Annotated in this window: 14 protein-coding genes; 3 read left to right on the forward strand and 11 right to left on the reverse strand. The window is 64.0% G+C overall.

Features of this window, described 5'->3' with window-relative positions:
• Positions 1-33 precede the first annotated feature (33 nt).
• Positions 34-1,089: a DUF2333 family protein gene (locus tag NAO55_RS08660; RefSeq protein WP_063541891.1), complete on the reverse strand. Its 1,056-nt coding sequence runs from the start codon at positions 1,087-1,089 to the stop codon at positions 34-36.
• Positions 1,090-1,303: 214 nt separating this feature from the next.
• Here NAO55_RS08660 and NAO55_RS08665 point away from each other — a divergent pair, with 214 nt between their 5' ends.
• Positions 1,304-2,899, forward strand: a complete 1,596-nt coding sequence (locus NAO55_RS08665) for a response regulator (protein WP_102838687.1) — start codon at positions 1,304-1,306, stop codon at positions 2,897-2,899.
• Positions 2,900-3,009: 110 nt separating this feature from the next.
• Positions 3,010-4,971: a methyl-accepting chemotaxis protein gene (locus NAO55_RS08670; protein ID WP_102838688.1), complete on the forward strand. Its 1,962-nt coding sequence runs from the start codon at positions 3,010-3,012 to the stop codon at positions 4,969-4,971.
• A 53-nt stretch (positions 4,972-5,024) separates the two neighbouring features.
• Here the strand turns inward: NAO55_RS08670 and NAO55_RS08675 are convergent, their stop codons facing one another.
• Positions 5,025-7,304 (reverse strand): YgiQ family radical SAM protein, encoded by a 2,280-nt coding sequence (locus NAO55_RS08675; protein ID WP_102838689.1) that lies wholly within the window; start codon positions 7,302-7,304, stop codon positions 5,025-5,027.
• A gap of 168 nt (positions 7,305-7,472) precedes the next feature.
• Between NAO55_RS08675 and NAO55_RS08680 the strand changes: the two genes are divergently transcribed.
• Entirely contained in the window at positions 7,473-9,332 is a 1,860-nt protein-coding gene (locus NAO55_RS08680) for a diguanylate cyclase domain-containing protein (protein ID WP_102838690.1), read from the forward strand.
• On the opposite strand, the gene alr is transcribed toward NAO55_RS08680, so the two are convergent.
• From alr to rnr, 9 genes are all read right to left on the reverse strand, one after another.
• Positions 9,320-10,396: an alanine racemase gene (gene alr / locus NAO55_RS08685; protein WP_102838691.1), complete on the reverse strand. Its 1,077-nt coding sequence runs from the start codon at positions 10,394-10,396 to the stop codon at positions 9,320-9,322. The two genes, NAO55_RS08680 and alr, sit on opposite strands and share 13 nt — an antisense overlap.
• Positions 10,397-10,520: 124 nt before the next feature.
• A complete protein-coding gene (gene dnaB, locus NAO55_RS08690; RefSeq protein ID WP_102838692.1) occupies positions 10,521-11,915 on the reverse strand; it encodes a replicative DNA helicase in 1,395 nt (464 codons plus the stop codon).
• Positions 11,916-12,019: 104 nt separating this feature from the next.
• Entirely contained in the window at positions 12,020-12,466 is a 447-nt protein-coding gene (gene rplI / locus NAO55_RS08695; protein WP_011914672.1) for a 50S ribosomal protein L9, read from the reverse strand.
• Positions 12,467-12,487: 21 nt separating this feature from the next.
• Positions 12,488-13,381: a hypothetical protein gene (locus NAO55_RS08700; protein WP_102838693.1), complete on the reverse strand. Its 894-nt coding sequence runs from the start codon at positions 13,379-13,381 to the stop codon at positions 12,488-12,490.
• Between the two features lie 34 nt (positions 13,382-13,415).
• Positions 13,416-13,646, reverse strand: a complete 231-nt coding sequence (rpsR, locus tag NAO55_RS08705) for a 30S ribosomal protein S18 (protein WP_003283112.1) — start codon at positions 13,644-13,646, stop codon at positions 13,416-13,418.
• 28 nt (positions 13,647-13,674) lie between these two features.
• Positions 13,675-14,094 (reverse strand): 30S ribosomal protein S6, encoded by a 420-nt coding sequence (gene rpsF, locus NAO55_RS08710; RefSeq protein ID WP_063541875.1) that lies wholly within the window; start codon positions 14,092-14,094, stop codon positions 13,675-13,677.
• 179 nt (positions 14,095-14,273) lie between these two features.
• On the reverse strand, positions 14,274-16,412 hold the full coding sequence (locus tag NAO55_RS08715) for a PAS domain-containing protein (RefSeq protein ID WP_102838694.1): 2,139 nt from the start codon (positions 16,410-16,412) through the stop codon (positions 14,274-14,276).
• A 166-nt stretch (positions 16,413-16,578) separates the two neighbouring features.
• Positions 16,579-17,334 (reverse strand): 23S rRNA (guanosine(2251)-2'-O)-methyltransferase RlmB, encoded by a 756-nt coding sequence (gene rlmB, locus NAO55_RS08720; RefSeq protein WP_063541871.1) that lies wholly within the window; start codon positions 17,332-17,334, stop codon positions 16,579-16,581.
• Positions 17,331-19,832, reverse strand: a complete 2,502-nt coding sequence (rnr, locus tag NAO55_RS08725) for a ribonuclease R (RefSeq protein WP_102838695.1) — start codon at positions 19,830-19,832, stop codon at positions 17,331-17,333. The genes rlmB and rnr overlap by 4 nt, the downstream gene beginning before the upstream one ends.
• Positions 19,833-20,034 lie beyond the last annotated feature (202 nt).

Raw genomic sequence — 20,034 nt, forward strand, 5'->3', positions numbered from 1 at the left:
TTGCCGCTTACCGCTTACCGCTTGTAGCTCACCTTACCCCTGCGACAGCAGGTTGCGCAGATCGATGATCGCCGCGTTGGCGCGGGAGATGTAGTTGGCCATCACCAGCGAGTGATTGGCCAGCACGCCGTAGCCGCTGCCATTTAGCACCATCGGACTCCACAGCGGCTCCTGCGCCGCCTCCAGCTCGCGAATGATCTGCCGTACGCTGATCGTGGCGTTCTTCTTGGCCAGTACGTCGGCGAAATCCACCTCGATCGCCCGCAGCAGATGCGAAAGCGCCCAGGCCTGGCCGCGCGCCTCGAAGAAGACGTTATCGATCTGCATCCAGGGGGTCTCCACCACCTGTTCCTTGACCTGCGGCACGATGCCGGCCCGCTCCTGTTCCGGTGCGATATCGGTGTCCAGCCGCACGCGGCCGACGGAAGCCGAGAGACGTTGGGACAGCGAGCCCAGTCGCGTCGCCGCGTCGCCCAGCCAGTTGTTCAGATTATCGGCGCGGGTATAGAACAAGGCCTTTGGCGCCGGATCGCTCAGCCGTGCCAGATAGCGATCGAGCGCGCGAATGCCGTTGCGGTACTCGGATTCCGACGCCGGCAGCGTCCAGCTGCGGTTGTCGAAATTGAACAGCGGCTCGGCCTTGGCCAGGTCCGGATCCTCGGTCGACTGCGATTGCGAGCGAGCGAAGTCCTTGCGCAACGCACGCGCCAGGTCGCGAACCTGCACCAGCACGCCGTACTCCCAGCTCGGCATGTTGTCCAGCCACAGTCCAGGCGGCGCAATATCGTTGCTCAGATAACCGCCGGGCTTGTCCAGCAACGTGCTGGCCACCCGCTTGAGCGTTTCGACCGTGGTGTAGCCGCTGACCAGCTGCAGCTGTGCCGCCTCGGCGCTCTGGCGCGCATGCTGCTGTACAGGGAACAGGTCGGGCTCGCGGCTCCAGTACCAGCCCACGAGCAAGGTCACCAGCAAGTAGAGGCCCACCAGAGCGGCGAGGACCAGTAGAAGCGGGTTACCACCCTGACGGGCGGTCCCGGCCGAGCCGTTCGTGCGACCGATACGGGCGAAGCGATTCTTCCAGTCCAACATGTGTTATGTGTCCTTCTCGCGGATTCGGGAGTTCGACCGCAGGTAGCCGGGGGCGTTGCGGAGAGTTTTCTTACTATAACGCAGCGTCCCGCCGTGCTCAGTGTCAAATTGAGAACCACTACCGCGCGCCGCACTTCCAAAGCGCACGGGCGGTGATAGCATGCCGCCACTACAAAGCACCGAGGCAGCGCACCGGGTGCACAGGAATTTCGTCATGTCGGATCAGGAAGAACTCAAGCAGCACTTTGCCCAACGGGTCATTCATCAGGCTCGCGAGGTGCTCGAAGTCTGGCAGCAACTGCAGCGCAGCGAATGGAACGATGGCTACCATACGGCCCTTACCGAAGCGACCTCCCGCCTTCGGCGATTTGCCGACCGCTTCGAGCAGACCGAGCATGCCGAGCTGGCGCTGAACATCGAGGATTGCCTCGGCGACATCAGGGACAACCGCGGCCGCCTGTCCAGCAGCACCATTTCTACGCTCAGCCAGCTGATCTACCGCCTGGCGCGGACCGGCCTGCGCCATAACGACCCGCACAACCAGTCCTTCCTGCCACCCTTGAGCAAACCGGTGTACATCGCACTGCAGGATCAGGAGCGCGCTGAGCATCTGGTGCGTCAGCTGGACTTCTTCAGTATGTCTGCGCAGGCGTTCGGCAATGTCGCGGCGTTTCGCGCCGCCATGCATCGCCGCCACCCTTCCGCCATCGTCATGGAAGTCGATTTCAACGGCCCAGGCGAAGGCCTGCGGCTGGCCGAGCAAATCCAGCAGGGACTCGAGGCGAAGCTGCCGTTGCTGTTCTTCAGCCACTGCGAAACGGATACGCCGACCCGGCTCGCCGCCGTTCGTGCCGGCGGTCTGGAGTTCTTCACCGGCACCCTGGATGCCAGCAGTCTGCTGGAGAAGATCGAGATATTCACCCGCACGGCACATTACGAACCGATCCGCGTATTGATCGTCGACGATTCCCGAGCCCAGGCAACGCATACCGAGCGCGTACTGAACAACGCTGGCATCGTCACCCACACCCTGCTGGAGCCGATCCAGGCGATTGGCGCGTTGGCCGAGTTCCAGCCCGACCTGATCATTCTCGACATGTACATGCCCGAATGCCTGGGTACCGAACTGGCCAAGGTGATTCGCCAGCATGAGCGCTATGTCAGCGTCCCGATCATCTACCTGTCCGCCGAGGACGATCTGGACAAGCAGCTCGACGCCATGGGCGAAGGCGGCGACGACTTTCTCACCAAGCCGATCAAGCCAAGCCACTTGATCGCTACCGTGCGCACCCGCGCCACCCGCGCGCGAAGCCTGAAGGCACGCATCGTGCGCGACAGCCTGACCGGCCTGTACAACCACACCCACAGCTTGCAACTGCTCGAGGACGCGCGTTTCCGCGCCCGGCGCGACGACCGTCCGCTCAGTTTCGCGATGCTCGACATCGATCACTTCAAGCGCGTCAACGACACCTTCGGCCACCCCATGGGCGACCGTGTCATCAAGAGCCTCGCGCTGTTTCTCAAGCAACGCCTGCGCAAGACCGATCACATCGGTCGTTACGGTGGTGAGGAGTTCGCCGTTGTGCTGCCCGACACGCCCGCCAGCGCGGCCTGCAAGGTACTCGACGATATCCGCCAGCGCTTCGCCGAGATCCACTTCCCCGCGCAACCGGAGGACCTGAGCTGCACTTTCAGCTGCGGCGTGACCGAGCTGACCGCGGATGCCGAGGTCAAGACACTCACTCAGCAGGCGGACGAAGCGCTCTATCGAGCCAAGCACGGTGGTCGCAACCGCGTCGAACGCTACTGAGACAGGGCTCGCCGGCAACACCCGGGGGAGTGGCCCGGGTAACGCTGTCACAAGACTGACATTAAATTGCCATACCTTTCAGGCCTCTCGATCCAGTATGCGAGGCGAGGATGCGCCTGAAGTCGCTCACTACTCTCAATACCCTGTTGCTTGTAGCAGTCTGCCTGGCGCTCGGAGCCACGCTCTGGTGGTCGGAGCGAGCGCTGGAGCGTCCCTACCTGCTGATGGCGCGCTACCTGGGGCTGTCCCAGCAGTTCCAGCATCAGGTCGCGGAGAACATCCACGCCTACCTCGGCAGCGGCGACGCCCTGCGCCATGCCCAGGCGCAGCAGGCCCTCGTCGAGCTGGAGCAGGACATCGGCCAACTGCCCGGCGAACTGGCAGATCAGCTTCGCCCCGGCCTAGAGGAACTGAACCGCTTCAGTGCCGATGACCTGCTTGCAGCCGGCAAGCTGGCAGGCGACCCGCAAGGCCTGCTATTGCAGGCGGAACGGGAGCTGAGCGGTGTCCTTTCGCAGCTGGACGAATACCGGAGCCAGGCCAGCCATCCGAGCGCACAGGCGTATCAGGGCCCGCTGTTCGCAGCCGCCCAACAGCTGCAGCGCCTGGGGCACGCCCGGGGCAAGCTGGTGAGCAGCGGTCGCGATGATCTGGCTGGCGAGGTGGAGCAGGTGCTGCACAACCTGGAGCAGGAAGCCGCAAAGCTCGAGGCCCTGCCCTTGCTGGGCGTCGAGGCCGCTACGCAGTCGGCCGCCAGCAGTTTCGCCGCACTGCTGGAGCTGGGCGGGGCCGCGGACCAACACAGCGAAGACCGTGGCATCGCCCTCAAGCGCGAGCTCGCAAGCTTGATCAAGCGCTACCCTGCCGAGCTGCAACGCACCCGCGAGTTGATCCGCCAACGCCGCGCGTTGCTCGACAGCAGCACGCAGAAGATCGCCAGCGTCGAGCAGGCACTGGCCGAACTGGAGCCCGCCGTGCGCGCCGAGCACAGCCGCATCCAGGGCGAGGTGCGCCTGATACAGGTGGGCATCATCGCGCTGATACTGCTTATCGCCCTGGCGATCGACCGCCTGCAACGCCAGCTGACCCGCGCCCTTGGCCAACTGGTGCCGGCCCTCTCCAGCTGGGCGAAGGGCGACTTCGCCAGCGCGGTGCGCATCGAGACGAAAATAACTGAAATCACCGACATCGAGACCTCGCTCAACCGCCTGCGCAGCTACCTGCTGGAGCTGGTTGGAACGCTGCGCCAGCAGGCGACCCAGGTTGCAGCCAGCAGCCGCAACCTCGATGAGATGAGCAGCGATCTGCATGACGGAGCCCAGCGCCAGACCGGCGATACGGCGCAGATTCGCGATTCGCTGGGCGAGCTGGAAGCGACCATCCAACAGGTGGCCGATGGCGCTGGAGAAGCGGCTGAAGCGAGTCGCGCCGCCGCCCGGGCGGTGCAGCACGGCCAGCAGGTGATCGGCCAGAGCCTGACCGGCCTGCATGGTCTGGTCAGCGAAGTGCAGGACAATGCCGCTGCCATCGAGCGCCTCGCCGACGAGACCACCACCATCGGCAACGTGCTGACGGTGATCCGCGCCATCGCCGAGCAGACCAATCTGCTCGCGCTGAACGCTGCTATCGAGGCCGCCCGCGCCGGCGGGCATGGCCGCGGATTCGCAGTGGTGGCCGACGAGGTTCGCTCGCTGGCGCAGCGCACCAGCGGCGCCACCGAGGAGATCCAACAGCTGATCGGCCGCCTGCAGCAGGCCGCACGGCAATCGGTCGAGGCGATGCGCAGCCAGGTCGAGCATGCCGAAAGCACCGCGAGTCTCGCCCAGAGTGCCGATCAGGCGCTGGACGAGATCGTTTCGACCATCGCCACCATCAGTCGCATGGCCGAACAGATCGCCCAGGCGACCGCGCAACAGGGCGAGGCGGTGGGCGAGATTCGCGGGCACAGCGAACGCATCCACCAACTGGGCGACGCCAACCTGAACCACATCAGCCGGGGCCGTGAGCAGAGTGCGCAGATGCTACAGCTGGGCAGCGAACTGGATCGTGCGACCCAGGCGTTCAGGTTCTAAAAAAGAAAACGGAGCCTGGCGCTCCGTTTTCCTATGCCGAAGAACCGCTACCGCTAACGGGGTGCAACCGGGCGCTGCGGCTTGCCACCCTTGCCAGCCGGTTTGCCGCTCTTCTGCGCCTTGCGCCGGGCCTCGGCGGCGGCCTTGGCCTGCTCGCGCTTGTCCCAGGCGTTGCCGTCGTGGCTGCGCGGCGGCAAGCCGTTGTGCTGGGTGAGGATCTTGCCGCCCTGCCCGGCCTTCTTGCTGCCGACCGGCGTGGAGTTCTTGCGTCGCGCGCTCTGGTAACCCTCGGTGGCTGGCTGGTGTGCCGGGATCAGCTGGTGCTTGCCGCTGCCAATCAGGTCGGCGCGGCCCATGCGGATCAGCGCCTCGCGCAAGAGCGGCCAGCCCTTCGGATCGTGATAACGCAGGAAAGCCTTGTGCAGACGACGCTGCTCCTCGCTCTTGACCACGGTGACGCCTTCGCTCTTGTAGGTCACCTTGCGCAGCGGGTTCTTGCCGGTGTGGTACATGGCGGTGGCCGAGGCCATCGGCGACGGGTAGAACGCCTGTACCTGATCGGCGCGGAAGCCGTTGGCCTTGAGCCACAGGGCCAGGTTGAGCATGTCCTCGTCGGTGGTGCCCGGATGCGCGGCAATGAAGTACGGGATCAGGTACTGCTCCTTGCCCGCCTCTTTCGAGTACTTCTCGAACATGCGCTTGAAGCGGTCATAGGTGCCGATGCCCGGCTTCATCATCTTGTCCAGCGGACCACGCTCGGTGTGCTCCGGCGCAATCTTCAGGTAACCGCCGACATGGTGGGTGACCAGCTCCTTAACGTACTCCGGCGACTCCACGGCGAGGTCGTAGCGCAGGCCGGAGGCGATCAGGATCTTCTTCACGCCCGGCAGTGCACGTGCCTTGCGGTACAGCTCGATCAGCGAGCTGTGGTCGGTATCGAGGTTCTCGCAGATGCCGGGGAACACGCAGGATGGCTTGCGGCAGTGCTTCTCGATGTCGTGGCTCTTGCAGGCCAGGCGGTACATGTTGGCGGTCGGCCCGCCGAGATCGGAGACCACGCCGGTGAAGCCCGGCACGTTCTTCATCTCCTCGATCTCGTGCAGGATCGACTCGTGGGAACGGCTCTGGATGATGCGCCCCTCGTGCTCGGTGATCGAGCAGAAGGTGCAGCCACCGAAGCAGCCGCGCATGATGTTTACCGAGAAACGAATCATCTCGTAGGCGGGGATCTTCGCCCCGTTGTACGCCGGGTGCGGCACGCGCGCGTAGGGCGCGGCGAACACGTAGTCCATTTCCTCGGTGGTCAGCGGGATCGGCGGCGGGTTGAGCCACAGCTCGCGATCATCGTGGCGCTGCACCAGCGCGCGGGCGTTACCAGGATTGGTTTCCAGGTGCAGCACCCGGTTGGCGTGGGCATACAGCGCCGGATCGTTGCGGACCTTCTCGAAGGACGGCAGGCGGATGACGGTACGGTCGCGTTCCAGCTTCGGATGCGGCAGCAGCTCGACCGGCTTGGCCTCGTTCGGGTCGTCCTGCGGGCCCTTTTCCTTCTCGATGGCGCAGGCAGAAAGGTCCTGGGTATTGACGTAGGGGTTGATGATCTTGTCGATCTTGCCCGGCCGGTCAATGCGCGTGGAATCGATCTCGAACCAGCCTTCGGGCGTGTCCTTGCGGATAAACGCGGTGCCGCGCACATCGGTAATGGCCTCGATCGACTCGCCACGGGCCAGACGCTGCGCCACCTCGACGATGGCCCGCTCGGCGTTGCCGTAGAGCAGGATGTCGGCCGTGGCATCCATCAGAATCGAGCGGCGCACCTTGTCCGACCAGTAGTCGTAATGGGCGATACGGCGCAGCGAGGCCTCGATGCCGCCAAGCACCACCGGCACGTGCTTGTAGGCCTCCTTGCAGCGCTGGCTGTAGACCAGGCTGGCGCGATCCGGACGCTTACCGGCCAGGCCGCCCGCGGTATAGGCGTCGTCGGAACGCACCTTGCGATCGGCGGTGTAGCGATTGATCATCGAGTCCATATTGCCGGCAGCGACGCCAAAGAACAGATTCGGCTCGCCGAGCTTCATGAAGTCGTCTTTGCTCTGCCAGTCAGGCTGGCTGATGATGCCGACGCGAAAGCCCTGGGCCTCGAGCAAACGGCCGATGATCGCCATGCCGAAGGACGGGTGGTCGACATAGGCATCACCGGTGACGATGATGATGTCGCACGAGTCCCAGCCGAGCTGATCCATCTCCTCCCTGCTCATCGGCAGGAACGGCGCCGGACCGAAACACTCGGCCCAGTACTTGGGATAGTCGAACAGTGGCTTGACGGCGTGCATGGCGGAAAACCGGGGCAACGAAAACGGGCGCGGAATATAGCACAAAAAATAACCAAGCCCGACCACTGTGCAGGGTCTTTATCGGCCTTGCCGACAGGCGCGCGCTGCGCTTTCGTCTCCCGCTATACTCGCGCCACCCGATCCACGTATCGAGCCCGGGAGATCCTGGTGCACGTCCTCCTCGCCCTGCTGCTGTGCCTTGGCACGCTCTTGCCCGCCCATGCCGATACAGCCGTGATCGGCGCGCATGACAGCGGCCGAAGTCTGAATGCCCATGTGGAATTGCTGATGGACCCCGGCGCCGAGCTACAGGTGACCGATCTGCAGCGCGCCGAAGTACTGGCGCGCTTTCAGCCGGCGCAAGGCAAGGCCAGCGTCGGCCAGAGTCCGCACCCCTGGTGGGTCAAGGTCACGCTACAGCGGACCAGCGACGCGCCGGCGCATTGGTGGCTGGAGGTCGGCTCGGTAACGCTGAAGGACCTGCGCCTATATTTGCCGGACGGTGAGGGTGGCTGGCACGAGCGCCAGTCCGGCGAGCTGGTCGGCTTCCATGAAGGGCGCGACCATCCCTACCGGCGCATGCTGTTCCGCCTTCCCGACCTGAGCGACCAGCGCCCGCTGACCTTTTACCTGCGCAGCTACGACCCGGCCGGCAACTCCTTTCCGCTCAAGGTTTGGCAGCTCGACGCCTTGCAGGAGCAGGCAGTGGGCGAGAACCTGTTTCTCGGCCTGATCTATGGCCTGATCCTGGCCATGCTGCTATACAACCTGTTCATCTTCCTCAGCCTGCGCGATACCGCCTATTTCTGGTACGTGATGACCACCAGCGGCGCGCTGCTGATGATTCTGGGCATGACCGGACATGGCTTTCAGTACCTCTGGCCGAACGGACCGGTGCCCTTCTGGCTGGATCGCATCAGCATCCCGGCGCTCTGGGGTTTCAGCGCCTGCCGCTTCACCCAGACCCTGCTGCAGACCCGCCGTTTCGTGCCCTGGGCCCACCGCCTGCTGACCTTTGCCTTGTGCCTCTATATCACGGCCGTACTGCTCAACTTCTCCGGGTTGCGTGCGTTCGGCGCCTGGGTCTTCGTCGTGCTGGCTCTGACTGCGATCCCGGCGTCGCTGTGGGCCTCGTTCCGCCGCTGGCGCCAGGGCTACTTTCCCGCCCTGCTCTACCTCTGCGGCTTCGGCGTGATCCTGGGCAGCGTCAACCTGCTGTTGTTGCGCGCCACCGGCGTGATCCAACCGGCGGCCTGGAGCGGCTACGTCTTTCCGCTGGCGGTGGCGGCCGAGTCCATCCTGTTCTCTTTCGCCCTGGCCTCGCGCATCCAGATACTCAAGCAGGAGCGCGCGGCGGCACTGGAACACGCCGACCGGGAGAAGTCCGCCCGGCTGAAGCAGGTCCAGGCCAGCGCCGAACAACTCAGCCTGGCGGTGGAGGCGCGTACCGCCGAGCTGGCGCAGGCCAACCGCGACCTCAGCGAACGGGAAATCGAACTCAAACGGGCCGCCTTCCACGACCCGCTGACCGAGCTGCCCAACCGGCGCTACCTCATCGAGCGGGTCGAAGCGGCCATGGCCGAGGCAGCGCGGCGCGGTGAGTCGATCGCTCTGCTGCTGATCGATCTGGATCACTTCAAGCCGATCAACGACGGTCACGGCCATGATGCCGGTGATCTTCTGTTGCGCACGCTGGGCCAGCGACTGCGCGGCCTGGTGCGCAGCAGCGACATGGCGGCCCGGCTGGGTGGGGATGAGTTCGCAATACTGCTGACCGGGCCGAACGTCGAGCAGGACGCCGGCCAGGTCGCCGAACGGCTGCTGCACGAGCTGTCGCTACCGGTGCGCTACCGGGGCACCAGCCTGGCGGTGACCGTGAGCGTCGGTGCCGCGTTCTTTCCGCAGCATGCCGACGAATTCGCCCGACTCTACAAGGCCGCTGACGAGGCGCTCTATCGCGCCAAGCAGCAGGGCCGAGCGAGCTGGGTCCAGCAGGACGGGCGCACGCCGGCCGATCAGCCGATATAGCGGCGCGGCACGCGCCCGGTCACCTTGGTCAGCAGCTCGTAGCCGATGGTGCCGCAGGCCTGGGCGAGCTCGTCAATGGGCATCTGCGTCCCCCACAGCTCCACCGCGTCGCCAAGCTGCGCCTGCGGCAAGTCGGTCAGGTCCACGGCGAGCATGTCCATCGACACCCGCCCGGCCAGCGGCACGCGCTGCCCATGGATCACCACCGAGGTGCCGGAAGGCGCGGTACGCGGATAACCATCGGCATAGCCGCAGCTGACGGTGCCGATACGCGAAGGACGCTGCGCCACCCAGCTCGCACCGTAGCCAACGCTTTCACCCACCGGCACGTCGCGCACCGCGATCAGCGCGCCGGTCAGCGTCATCACAGGTTTCAGTCCAAGCTCCCGGGCGCTCAGCTCGGCGAACGGCGTCGCACCGTAGAGCATGATGCCAGGCCGGATCCAGGCCATATGCGCCTGCGGCAGGGTCAGTACGGCGGCGGAATTGGCCAGCGAGCAGTTGTCGAACGAGAGCTCCAGCAGCTCTGCGTAGCGCTCCAGCTGGGTGTCGGTCAGGGCGTGGCCACGCTCGTCGGCACAGGCGAAGTGACTGATCAGATTGAGTTCGCCGACCTGGGCCGCGCCCTTGAGCCGCGCGTGACACTCGCGCAGGCCGTCCACGCCGAAGCCCAGCCGGTGCATGCCCGAGTCCAGCTTGAGCCAGACGTTCAGCGGGCGCACCAGCTCGGCAGCCAGCAGCCAGTCGGCCTGGCGCTCGTCCTGAACAGCGATGTCCAGCCCCAGCTCAGCCGCTCGTTGGTACTCGGATGGCTCGAAGCAGCCCTCCAGCAGCAGGATGCGCGCGTCGGGTGCGCAGCCACGGATCACCTCTGCCTCTTCCAGGCAGGCCACGGCGAAACCATCGGCAATTTCGCGCAATGCCGCCACCGCCTCCGGTGCGCCATGCCCATAGGCGTTGGCCTTGACCACGGCGAAGGCCTTGCGCTGTGGTGCGCATTGCTTGGCGAGCAGATAGTTGTGGCGAAGCGCGGTCAGATCGACCGTGGCAACCAGCGGACGCATGGGGCTGTTCCTGTACAACGGCGGGTGAGGCAGGAATCTTACTCCGCTCGGCACGACCTTGCAGAGCGGAGCTTGGCGAGGGGCATGGACGACGCCCTCCGCCGCCGCTTGGCGAGACGGCCGACTACTCGTCGTCGAACTGATAGCTGCCCGGCGCGAGGTTCTCGAAGCGCGAGTACTTGCCGAGGAACGCCAGCCGGGTGGTGCCGATCGGACCGTTCCGTTGCTTGCCGATGATGATCTCGGCGACGCCCTTGTACTCGGTTTCCGGGTGATACACCTCGTCGCGGTAGACGAACATGATGATGTCCGCGTCCTGCTCGATTGCCCCCGATTCACGAAGGTCGGAGTTCACCGGGCGCTTGTTGGGTCGCTGCTCCAGCGAGCGGTTGAGCTGAGACAGGGCGATCACCGGGCAATTGAACTCCTTCGCCAGGCCTTTCAGCGAGCGCGAGATCTCGGAAATCTCGTTGACCCGGCTGTCACCGCTGGAGCCAGGAATCTGCATCAGCTGCAGGTAGTCGACCATGATCATGGCGATCTCACCGTGCTCGCGAGCCAGGCGCCGTGTGCGCGCACGCATCTCCGATGGGCTGATGCCGGCGGTATCGTCGATGAACAGCTTGCGGTCATTGAGCAGATTCACCGCCGAGGTCAGCCGCGGCCAGTCGTCATCATCGAGCTTACCGGCCCGCACCTTGGTCTGGTCGATGCGCCCGAGCGAAGCGAGCATACGAATGACGATGGAGTCGGCGGGCATCTCCAGCGAGAACACCAGCACCGCCTTGTCGGTACGCAGCACGGCATTCTCCACCAGGTTCATGGCGAAGGTGGTCTTGCCCATCGACGGACGGCCGGCAACGATGATCAGGTCGGCCGGCTGCAGGCCGCTGGTGGCTTCATCCAGATCGGTGAAGCCGGTGGACAGGCCTGTGATCGCCTCGCCGGCGTTGAACAGCGTGTCGATGCGATCGATGGCCTTGACCAGGATGTCGTTGATGCCGACCGGGCCGCCGGTCTTCGGACGCGCTTCGGCGATCTGGAAGATCAGCCGCTCGGCTTCATCGAGGATTTCCTCGCCGGTGCGGCCCTGCGGAGCATAGGCGCTGTCAGCGATTTCGTTGCTGATGCCGATCAGCTGGCGCAGCGTGGCGCGCTCGCGAATGATCTGCGCGTAGGCCTTGATGTTCGCCACCGACGGCGTGTTCTTCGCCAGCTCGCCAAGATAGGCCAGACCGCCGACCTGGGACAGGTGCCCCTCCTTGTCCAGCTGCTCGGACAGGGTGACCACGTCAAACGGCGAGTTGCGTTCGGCCAGGGCGAAGATGGCGCGGAAGATGAGGCGATGATCGTGACGATAGAAATCACCGTCGGAGACCTGGTCGAGCACGCGCTCCCAGGCATTGTTGTCCAGCATCAGACCGCCAAGCACCGCCTGCTCAGCCTCGATGGAGTGTGGCGGCACCTTGAGCGCGGCGGTTTCCAGATCGTATTGCTGGGGGACACTGATGTCGTTCATGGCACTCGAAATTCGAAACTACGGAAAAAACAAAGGGCACGTTCCACTCGCGCGGAAACGTGCCCGATGTTACTCGTCAGGCACCAGCGGTGCCAGACGACGGCTTAGCCGGCTACGACGATCAGCTTGACGGTCGCTTCGACGTCGGTGTGCAGGTGCACAGCCACGTCGTATTCGCCGGTCTGGCGAATGGTGCCGTTCGGCAGACGAACTTCGCTCTTGGCCACTTCGACGCCGGAGGCGGTCAGGGCATCGGCGATGTCGGCAGTGCCGATGGAACCGAACAGCTTGCCCTCATCGCCCGCGGTAGCGGTGATGGTGACTTCCAGTTCGGCCAGCTGAGCAGCGCGAGTTTCGGCAGAAGCCTTCTTCTCGGCAGCCGCTTTTTCCAGCTCGGCGCGGCGGGCTTCGAACTCGGCGATGTTGGCCGGGGTCGCAGCGGTAGCCTTGCCTTGCGGCAGCAGGTAGTTACGGCCGTAACCGGCCTTGACGTTTACCTTGTCGCCCAGGTTGCCCAGGTTGGCGATCTTTTCCAGCAGGATGACTTCCATTTGAGTCTTACCTCTTAACTTTTAACCTTCACCGTTCGCAGGTCCCGCGCCGTTCTTGCCGGCCGCGCGACCACGAAAATCAAACAGACTGTCGACAATGGCCAAAACGGCCAGTAGCGGATAAATCAACTGCATGAACAGCACCAGCGTGACGTACAGCCCCACCAGCCAGAACCGCGGCAAGCGCCCTTGAGCGACCAACCCGTGCATCAGTGCGAGACCGGCAAACACCAGCGGCACGCTGCACAGGGGCGTCAGTACGGCCAACTGCGCACCGAGATTCGGCCCCAGCAGCATGCCCAGCAACAGCAGTGTCGCCAGTAGCGGCGGAAACCGCAGCGCTCGAAACTCGCTGCCGAAACCGCCCGGGTTGTACAGCGCGGCTTGCCAGTAGCGCCCAAGCATCAGGCTCAGCAGGGTGACGATTTGCAGCAGCGCAGCCAGCAGGCCGGTCAGCACCGGTATCAGCAGCGCCTCAAACCGACCACGCTCTTCCACCGACAGCTGCTCGTAGGCACCCGACAACGCATCGGGCAATACCTTCTGCAGCTCACCAGCCAACGCCGCGATCGGCTCGCCGAATACCGCACCGAGCGCCCAGACATACAGCAGTCCCAGGCCCACGCTGCTTAACATCACCCGCACCCATGACGCCTGACCGCGCAGTACCAGGGCCAAGCCCAGCGTACCCAGCAATACCAGCAGGGTCCGCGGATCGCCGAAGTACCACCAGGCCAGGGCCGGTATCACGGCCCACACCAGCACACTCAATGCATCGTTCAGACCGCGCCGCAACAGCACGAGACTGCCCGCGGCAGCACTCAGCCAGAACAGCATGGGCAGTGCCGCTGCACCGGCCACCACGAAGATGGCCTGCATGCGGCCGCGCATGATGAACTCAGCCAGGGCGCGCATGCGATCTATCCTTTACTTCTGTCGACCAGCCGGATCAACGGCCGTGGCTGTCGGTGTAGGGCAGCAGGGCCAGGTAGCGGGCGCGCTTGATAGCGGTGGCCAGCTGACGCTGATAACGTGCCTTGGTTCCGGTGATACGGCTAGGAACGATCTTGCCGGTCTCGGAGATGTAGGCCTTCAGGGTGTTGAGATCCTTGTAATCGATCTCTTTCACGCCTTCGGCGGTGAAACGGCAGAACTTACGACGACGGAAAAAACGTGCCATGAAATAGGCTCCTCAATAGATCCGTGGATTACTCGTCAGCGTTGTTATCGCTGCTGTCACTGTCGCTCTCGTTGGAGCCGTCAGTGTTTTCAGGGCGATCACGACGCTCGCGGCGCTCGCTACGGTTTTCCTCGGCCTTGAGCATTTCGGACTGCTCGGTCACGGCCTCGTCGCGACGAATGATCAGGTTGCGGATGACAGCGTCGTTGTAGCGGAAGTTGTCTTCCAGCTCGGCCAGAGCCTTGCCGCTGCACTCGACGTTCAGCATCACGTAGTGAGCCTTGTGCACGTTGTTGATGGCATAAGCCAGCTGACGACGGCCCCAGTCTTCCAGGCGATGGATCTTGCCACCGTCTTCTTCGATCAGCTTGGTGTAACGCTCCACCATGCCGCCGACCTGCTCGCTCTGGTCCGGGTGAACCAGAAAGATGATTTCGTAATGACGCATAACTGCTCCTTACGGGTTGCAGCCTGCCGACGATGCGGTCAGGCAAGGAGTGAATGACTTGTTTTCTTGCCTGTAGAAAGGCGCGCAAACGCCTGCCATCCAGGCAAGGGGCGCCATTCTAGAGAAGGGCCGGCGGTGGCGCAAGGCAAGCTGGTGATTATTTGACCAGCCCGAGCAGGTTAGCGGCTTGCCGCAGCCCTTTCGCTACGAATCGCGTCGAGCAGCTCGCGAACCTGATGGATATCGTAGGGCTTGATCATCGTGCGCAGTCGATCGATCCCCACCTCGGCAGGACTGACGGCATACCCCGAGGCAATCACCAGCGCAAGCTCAGGATGACGGGCGCCAGCCTGGCGCGCGAGGTCGATTCCACTCATTCCTGCCAAACCGACATCGGTAAGCAGCACATCGAACGGCTGCCGATCCAGGAATCCCAGCGCCTCCTCAGCCGTCTCGCTGACCTCGACCCGATGGCCAAGCTCCGTCAAGACCTCCCCGGTCAGCATGCGCAACGTGGGATCGTCCTCGACGAACAGAATCCTCAGTCCTGCATCGTCGACGGTCAACGAGCCGTCCGACTCCGGCTGCGCGGGCTCGCGCTCGCGCTCGCTGACGGCGTCGGACTCTGCGTTCTCGCCCGCACTGCGCGGCAGATGAACATGCACCGCCGCACCACCGTTGTCACCGCTGCCCAGCGTCACGAAACCGCCACTCTGCTTGACGAATCCGTAGACCATGCTCAAGCCGAGACCCGACGCGTTGCTCTCCTGCTTGGTGGTAAAAAAGGGCTCGAACGCCCGGGCTCGAACCTCGTCACTCATACCACTGCCCTGGTCGATGACGCTGAGCAGTACATAATCCCCAGGCTGCTCCAACGCTTCGTCATTCAGCGAGCGATTCTCAAGACGCAGCACCAACCGGCCGCGCCCGGCCATCGCGTCACGCGCGTTGGCCGCCAGGTTCAGCACCACGCTCTGCAGGTTTCCGACATCGACAAAGACCGGCCAGGGCCGACCTACGACATCCAATTCAACCTGCACCGCAGACCCGAGAGCGCCATCGAGCAACTCATGCATCTGCTCCAGCAGATCGGGCAGATACACCTGCCGGGGCAGCAGCGGCTGGCGGCTGGCGAATGCCAGCAGCTGCGAGGCAAGGCGCGCGCCCTTCTCGACCCCACTGACCGCCGAGTTCAGACGTCTTGCAGCCGTTTCATCGTTGCCGAGGCTGCGACGCAAAAGCTGCAGGTTGCCTCCGATGATCTGCAGCATGTTGTTGAAGTCATGGGCGATACCGCCTGTCAGCTTGCCCACCGCCTCAAGGCGCTGAGCCTGTTGCAGGGCCTGTTCGGCGACCTGCCGCTCCGCCTCGCTCTGCTCGAGCGCCTGGGTCCGCTCGCGTACCAGCTCCTCGAGATGCTCACGATAGCGCTGCAATTCCGTTTCGTTGCGCTGCTGCTCGGTTACATCCTGCCCCTGCACGAAGATGCCGGTGACGTTGCCCTCGTTCTCGATGATCGGCTGCAGCACGAAGTCCAGGATCGTCTCTTCCGGCTCCCGGTCCGCTTGGCGCTTGAGAAACAGCGACACGCGCTTGCCGATGTAGGATCGACCCGTGCGGTAGACCTCGTCCAGCAGGTCGATCAGCCCCTGGTCGACAACTTCGGGCAGGCCCTCGCGAACCGCCTTACCCAGCAGCTGGCGATGCCCGGTCACATCTCGGTAAGCATCGTTGACCAGTTCGTAGACGTGATTCGGCCCGCGCAGGAAACAGACGAATCCAGGCGCCTGGGCGAAGAGCCGCCGCAACTGCTCGCCCTCGGATTGCAGCAGCCTGGCGCGGGACATGACGCCTTGTTCGAGCTGCTGCACAGGCTGATGCCCGGCAACCTGCTTCAGCGAATCCTTCATGGCCTGCAGCTCGGTGATGTCGGAGGTGTGCTGCAGTATGGCCACGACTTCACCCTGCTCATCGAGGATCGGAGTGTGCGTGGCACTCCAGTAGCGATCCTCGTAGACGGGGCCAAGCGGCGTATGGCGTGCAATGGAATAACGGATAACCGGCAGCGTATCGACCGCCTTGCGGCTGAGCACACGAGCAAAGGAGTCGAGCAGCTCCTGCACACGAGTCGTCTCGGGGCTGAGCGGGTCTGCTGCGAACGCTTCGTGAAGGCGCTGCCCCTGGATCTCCTCCAGCCTGCGGCCGGTCAGGGCCAGGTAAGCCGCGTTGGCATCGAGGATGACCAGATCGCGATCGAGCAGAACATAGGCGTTCGGCGACAGCCGGAACAGACTCTCGAAAGACGGGCGCTGCTGCATACAACCTCCATGGTACGAGCCTGACGCCGCGTAACGAACTCAGCGAGACCCCGGCAGCACTCCGGGGCTCTCAAGCGAAAAAATCGAACAGCCGCTATCCGGCGGGCCTGGGACAGCGATTGACCACAAAAAGACCGATCGGTTTCAGTACATGCGTCGCCTGGCGCTAACGAGCCGGTTGGCCAAGGCCGCGCTGACGCAGCGCCTCGAACAGGCAGACGCCGGTGGCAACCGAGACATTCAGACTGCTGACGCTACCCGCCATCGGCAGACGCACCAGATAGTCGCAGTGCTCGCGGGTCAACCGGCGCATGCCGCGACCTTCCGCCCCCATGACCAGGACGATTGGACCGGTGAGATCCTGCTCGTAGAGTGACTGCTCGGCTTCGCCGGCGGTGCCCACGATCCAAAGGCCCTTTTGCTGCAGCTTCTCCAGAGTCCGCGCCAGATTGGTCACCGCCACCAGCGGAATGACCTCGGCAGCACCGCAGGCGACCTTACGCACCGTGGCATTGAGAGTGGCGGACTTGTCCTTCGGCACGATCACCGCCAGCGCACCGGCCGCATCGGCCGTACGCAGGCAGGCGCCGAGGTTGTGCGGGTCGGTCACCCCATCGAGCACCAGCAACAGGGGCGGCCCCTCGGCGCGATCGAGCAGCTCGTCGAGCATCGCCTCACCCCACACCTGGCTGGGGCTGACCTCGGCCACCACACCCTGGTGCACGCCCTCGACCCAGGCATCCATCTCGCGACGCTCGCATTGGCCGACACTGACGCGCGCCTGCGCGGCCAGCTCGATCAGCACCTGAGCACGGGGATCGCCCCGGCCTTCAGCCAGCCAGACCTGCTTGACGCGCTTGGGATGATGCCGCAGCAACGCCTCCACGGCGTGCAGGCCATAGATCTTTTCCAGCTGACTCATGACTTGGCCTTGCGCTTTCGGGAACCACTGCTGGAGGCTGAAGGCTTGCTCGTCGACTTCGCAGCGGATTTTGCCTTGGATGTGCCGGACCGGGACTTGCTGCCGCCTGCCTTGTCGGACTTGCCCTTCCTGCCACCAACCTTGGCTTCGGCAATCAATGCCTTCTTCAGCTCGCGGCTCTTGCGAATGTCGGCGTTGCCCGGTTCGCGGCCACGCTCTGCGCCGTCACGCTGGCCGGAGGCCTTGGTGCCGCCAGCGGTCAGCTCGAAATCGATCTTGCGCTCGTCCAGATCGACGCGCATAACGCGAACCTCGACGCTATCGCCAAGGCGGAAACTGCGCCCGCTGCGCTCGCCGGAGAGGCGATGATGCAGCGGGTCGAAGTGGTAGTAGTCGCCCGGCATCGCCGTGACGTGCACCAGCCCTTCCACGTAGATGTCGGTCAGCTCGACGAACAGGCCGAAGCCGGTCACCGCGGTGATCACACCCGGGAAGGTCTCGCCGACGCGATCCTTCATGAACTCGCACTTGAGCCAGTTGACCACGTCGCGGGTGGCCTCGTCGGCGCGCCGCTCGGTCATCGAACACTGTTCGCCCAGTTGCTCCAGCGCCGCCTCGTCATACGGGTAGATGCGCGCCTTGGGCATGCTCGGGGCGCCTTCACGCCGCACGTGCGGTGTGTCGCGCCGGGACCGGATGACGCTGCGGATGGCGCGATGCACCAGCAGGTCCGGATAGCGCCGGATCGGCGAAGTGAAGTGTGCGTAGGCTTCGTAGTTCAGACCGAAGTGACCATGGTTCTCGGCACTGTAGACCGCCTGGCTCAGCGAACGCAGCATTACCGTCTGGATCACATGAAAATCCGGGCGCCCCTGGATCTTCTCCAGCAGCGCCTGGTAATCCTTGGGCGTCGGCCCCTCCTTGCCCTTGTGCAGGGAAAGCCCCAGCTCACCGAGGAAGGCGCGCAGCTTCTCCTGACGCTCCAGCGGCGGTGCGTCGTGCACGCGATACAGCGCCGGAATCTCATGCTTCTGCAGGAACGCCGCGGTGGCGACGTTGGCGCAGAGCATGCACTCCTCGATCAGCTTGTGCGCATCGTTGCGCTCGGTGGGCTTGATCTCGGCGATCTTGCGATCGGCACCGAAGACGATGCGGGTTTCCTGAGTCTCGAAATCGATCGCACCGCGGGTATGGCGCGCCTTGAGCAGCACCTTATAAAGCGAATAGAGCTGCTTGAGGTGCGGTAGCACTTCGGCGCACTCGGCGCTCAGCCGCTTGCCTTCGGCAGACTTGGGCTGCTCCAGCATCGCGCTGACCTTGTTGTAGGTCAGCCGTGCATGGGAGTGGATCACCGCTTCGTAGAACTGGTAGTCGGTCATCTTCCCCGACTTGCTCAGGGTGATCTCGCAGACCATGGCCAGACGATCGACATGGGGATTCAGCGAGCAGAGGCCGTTGGACAGCTCCTCGGGCAGCATCGGCACCACGCGCTCGGGGAAGTACACCGAGTTGCCGCGGACCACAGCTTCCTTGTCGAGCGCCGAGTCCACCTTCACATAGTGCGACACATCGGCAATGGCCACATACAGACGGAACCCGCCGGTCAGCAGCTTCCAGCCGCCCGGCTTCTCGCAGTAGACCGCATCGTCGAAGTCGCGAGCATCCTCGCCGTCGATGGTGACGAACGGCAGATGGCGCAGGTCGACGCGCTTGTGCTTGTCCTTTTCCTCCACCTCGGGCTTGAGCCGCGCAGCCTCCTTGAGCACCGCCTCGGGCCATACGTGCGGAATATCGAAGCTGCGCAGCGCGACGTCGATCTCCATGCCCGGCGCCATGTAGTTGCCGATCACCTCGACGATATCGCCCTGCGGCTGGAAGCGCTGCGTCGGCCAGTGAGTGATCTTCACCTCGACGAACTGACCCGGCTTGGCATCCAGTGCCCGCCCGGGCGTGACCAGCACTTCCTGCTGAATCTTGGGGTTGTCCGGAACGACGAAACCGACATCGCTCTCGATGTGATAACGGCCCACGATGCTCTCGTGCGCGCGGCTGATCACCTCGACGATGGCGCCTTCGCGGCGCCCACGGCGATCGAGGCCCGCGACACGCGCCAGGCAGCGGTCACCATCGAACACCAGGCGCATCTGCGCCGGGCTGAGGAACAGGTCGTCGCTGCCATCATCGGGGATGAGGAAACCAAAACCGTCACGATGGCCGCTGACGCGCCCGCAGACCAGGTCCAGCTTGTCCACCGGGGCATAGGTGCCGCGCCGGGTGTAGATCAGCTGGCCGTCTCGCTCCATCGCACGCAGGCGGCGACGCAGCGCTTCGATATCTTCGTCGGACTCCAGCCCGAACTCTTCCACCAGCTCTTCACGGGCAGCTGGCGAGCCACGTTCGCCGAGATGCTGAAGAATCAGCTCACGGCTGGGAATAGGGTTTTCGTACTTTTCCGCTTCACGAGCGGCCTCGGGATCGAGGGATTGCCAATCGGCCATTAAGAGATGTCACCTTTCATTCATTTATAGAGGCAGAACGCCCTTTTTCTATTGAAGCGCGAATCGCTGCCGGACGGCAGCTTTCATGCGAATTATTTTTCGCCATCAGGGGTTTACAAGGCTAGACCTCAGCCGTATAGTTCGCGCCCACAATGTCTGGCAGACGTTGTAACACGGAAACGGCCAAGTATCATCGTTTCTC

Source organism: Stutzerimonas frequens (genome assembly GCF_024448335.1).
GTDB lineage: Bacteria > Pseudomonadota > Gammaproteobacteria > Pseudomonadales > Pseudomonadaceae > Stutzerimonas > Stutzerimonas frequens.

Coding starts and splice junctions, on each gene's coding strand:
- dnaB (WP_102838692.1), bottom strand. CDS start 11,915: ATGAACGACATCAGTGTCCCCCAGCAATACGATCTGGAAACCGCCGCG.
- NAO55_RS08715 (WP_102838694.1), bottom strand. CDS start 16,412: ATGCAGCAGCGCCCGTCTTTCGAGAGTCTGTTCCGGCTGTCGCCGAAC.
- rplI (WP_011914672.1), bottom strand. CDS start 12,466: ATGGAAGTCATCCTGCTGGAAAAGATCGCCAACCTGGGCAACCTGGGC.
- NAO55_RS08660 (WP_063541891.1), bottom strand. CDS start 1,089: ATGTTGGACTGGAAGAATCGCTTCGCCCGTATCGGTCGCACGAACGGC.
- rpsR (WP_003283112.1), bottom strand. CDS start 13,646: ATGGCACGTTTTTTCCGTCGTCGTAAGTTCTGCCGTTTCACCGCCGAA.
- NAO55_RS08700 (WP_102838693.1), bottom strand. CDS start 13,381: ATGCGCGCCCTGGCTGAGTTCATCATGCGCGGCCGCATGCAGGCCATC.
- NAO55_RS08670 (WP_102838688.1), top strand. CDS start 3,010: ATGCGCCTGAAGTCGCTCACTACTCTCAATACCCTGTTGCTTGTAGCA.
- NAO55_RS08665 (WP_102838687.1), top strand. CDS start 1,304: ATGTCGGATCAGGAAGAACTCAAGCAGCACTTTGCCCAACGGGTCATT.
- rpsF (WP_063541875.1), bottom strand. CDS start 14,094: ATGCGTCATTACGAAATCATCTTTCTGGTTCACCCGGACCAGAGCGAG.
- NAO55_RS08675 (WP_102838689.1), bottom strand. CDS start 7,304: ATGCACGCCGTCAAGCCACTGTTCGACTATCCCAAGTACTGGGCCGAG.
- alr (WP_102838691.1), bottom strand. CDS start 10,396: ATGCGTCCGCTGGTTGCCACGGTCGATCTGACCGCGCTTCGCCACAAC.
- rlmB (WP_063541871.1), bottom strand. CDS start 17,334: ATGAGTCAGCTGGAAAAGATCTATGGCCTGCACGCCGTGGAGGCGTTG.
- rnr (WP_102838695.1), bottom strand. CDS start 19,832: ATGGCCGATTGGCAATCCCTCGATCCCGAGGCCGCTCGTGAAGCGGAA.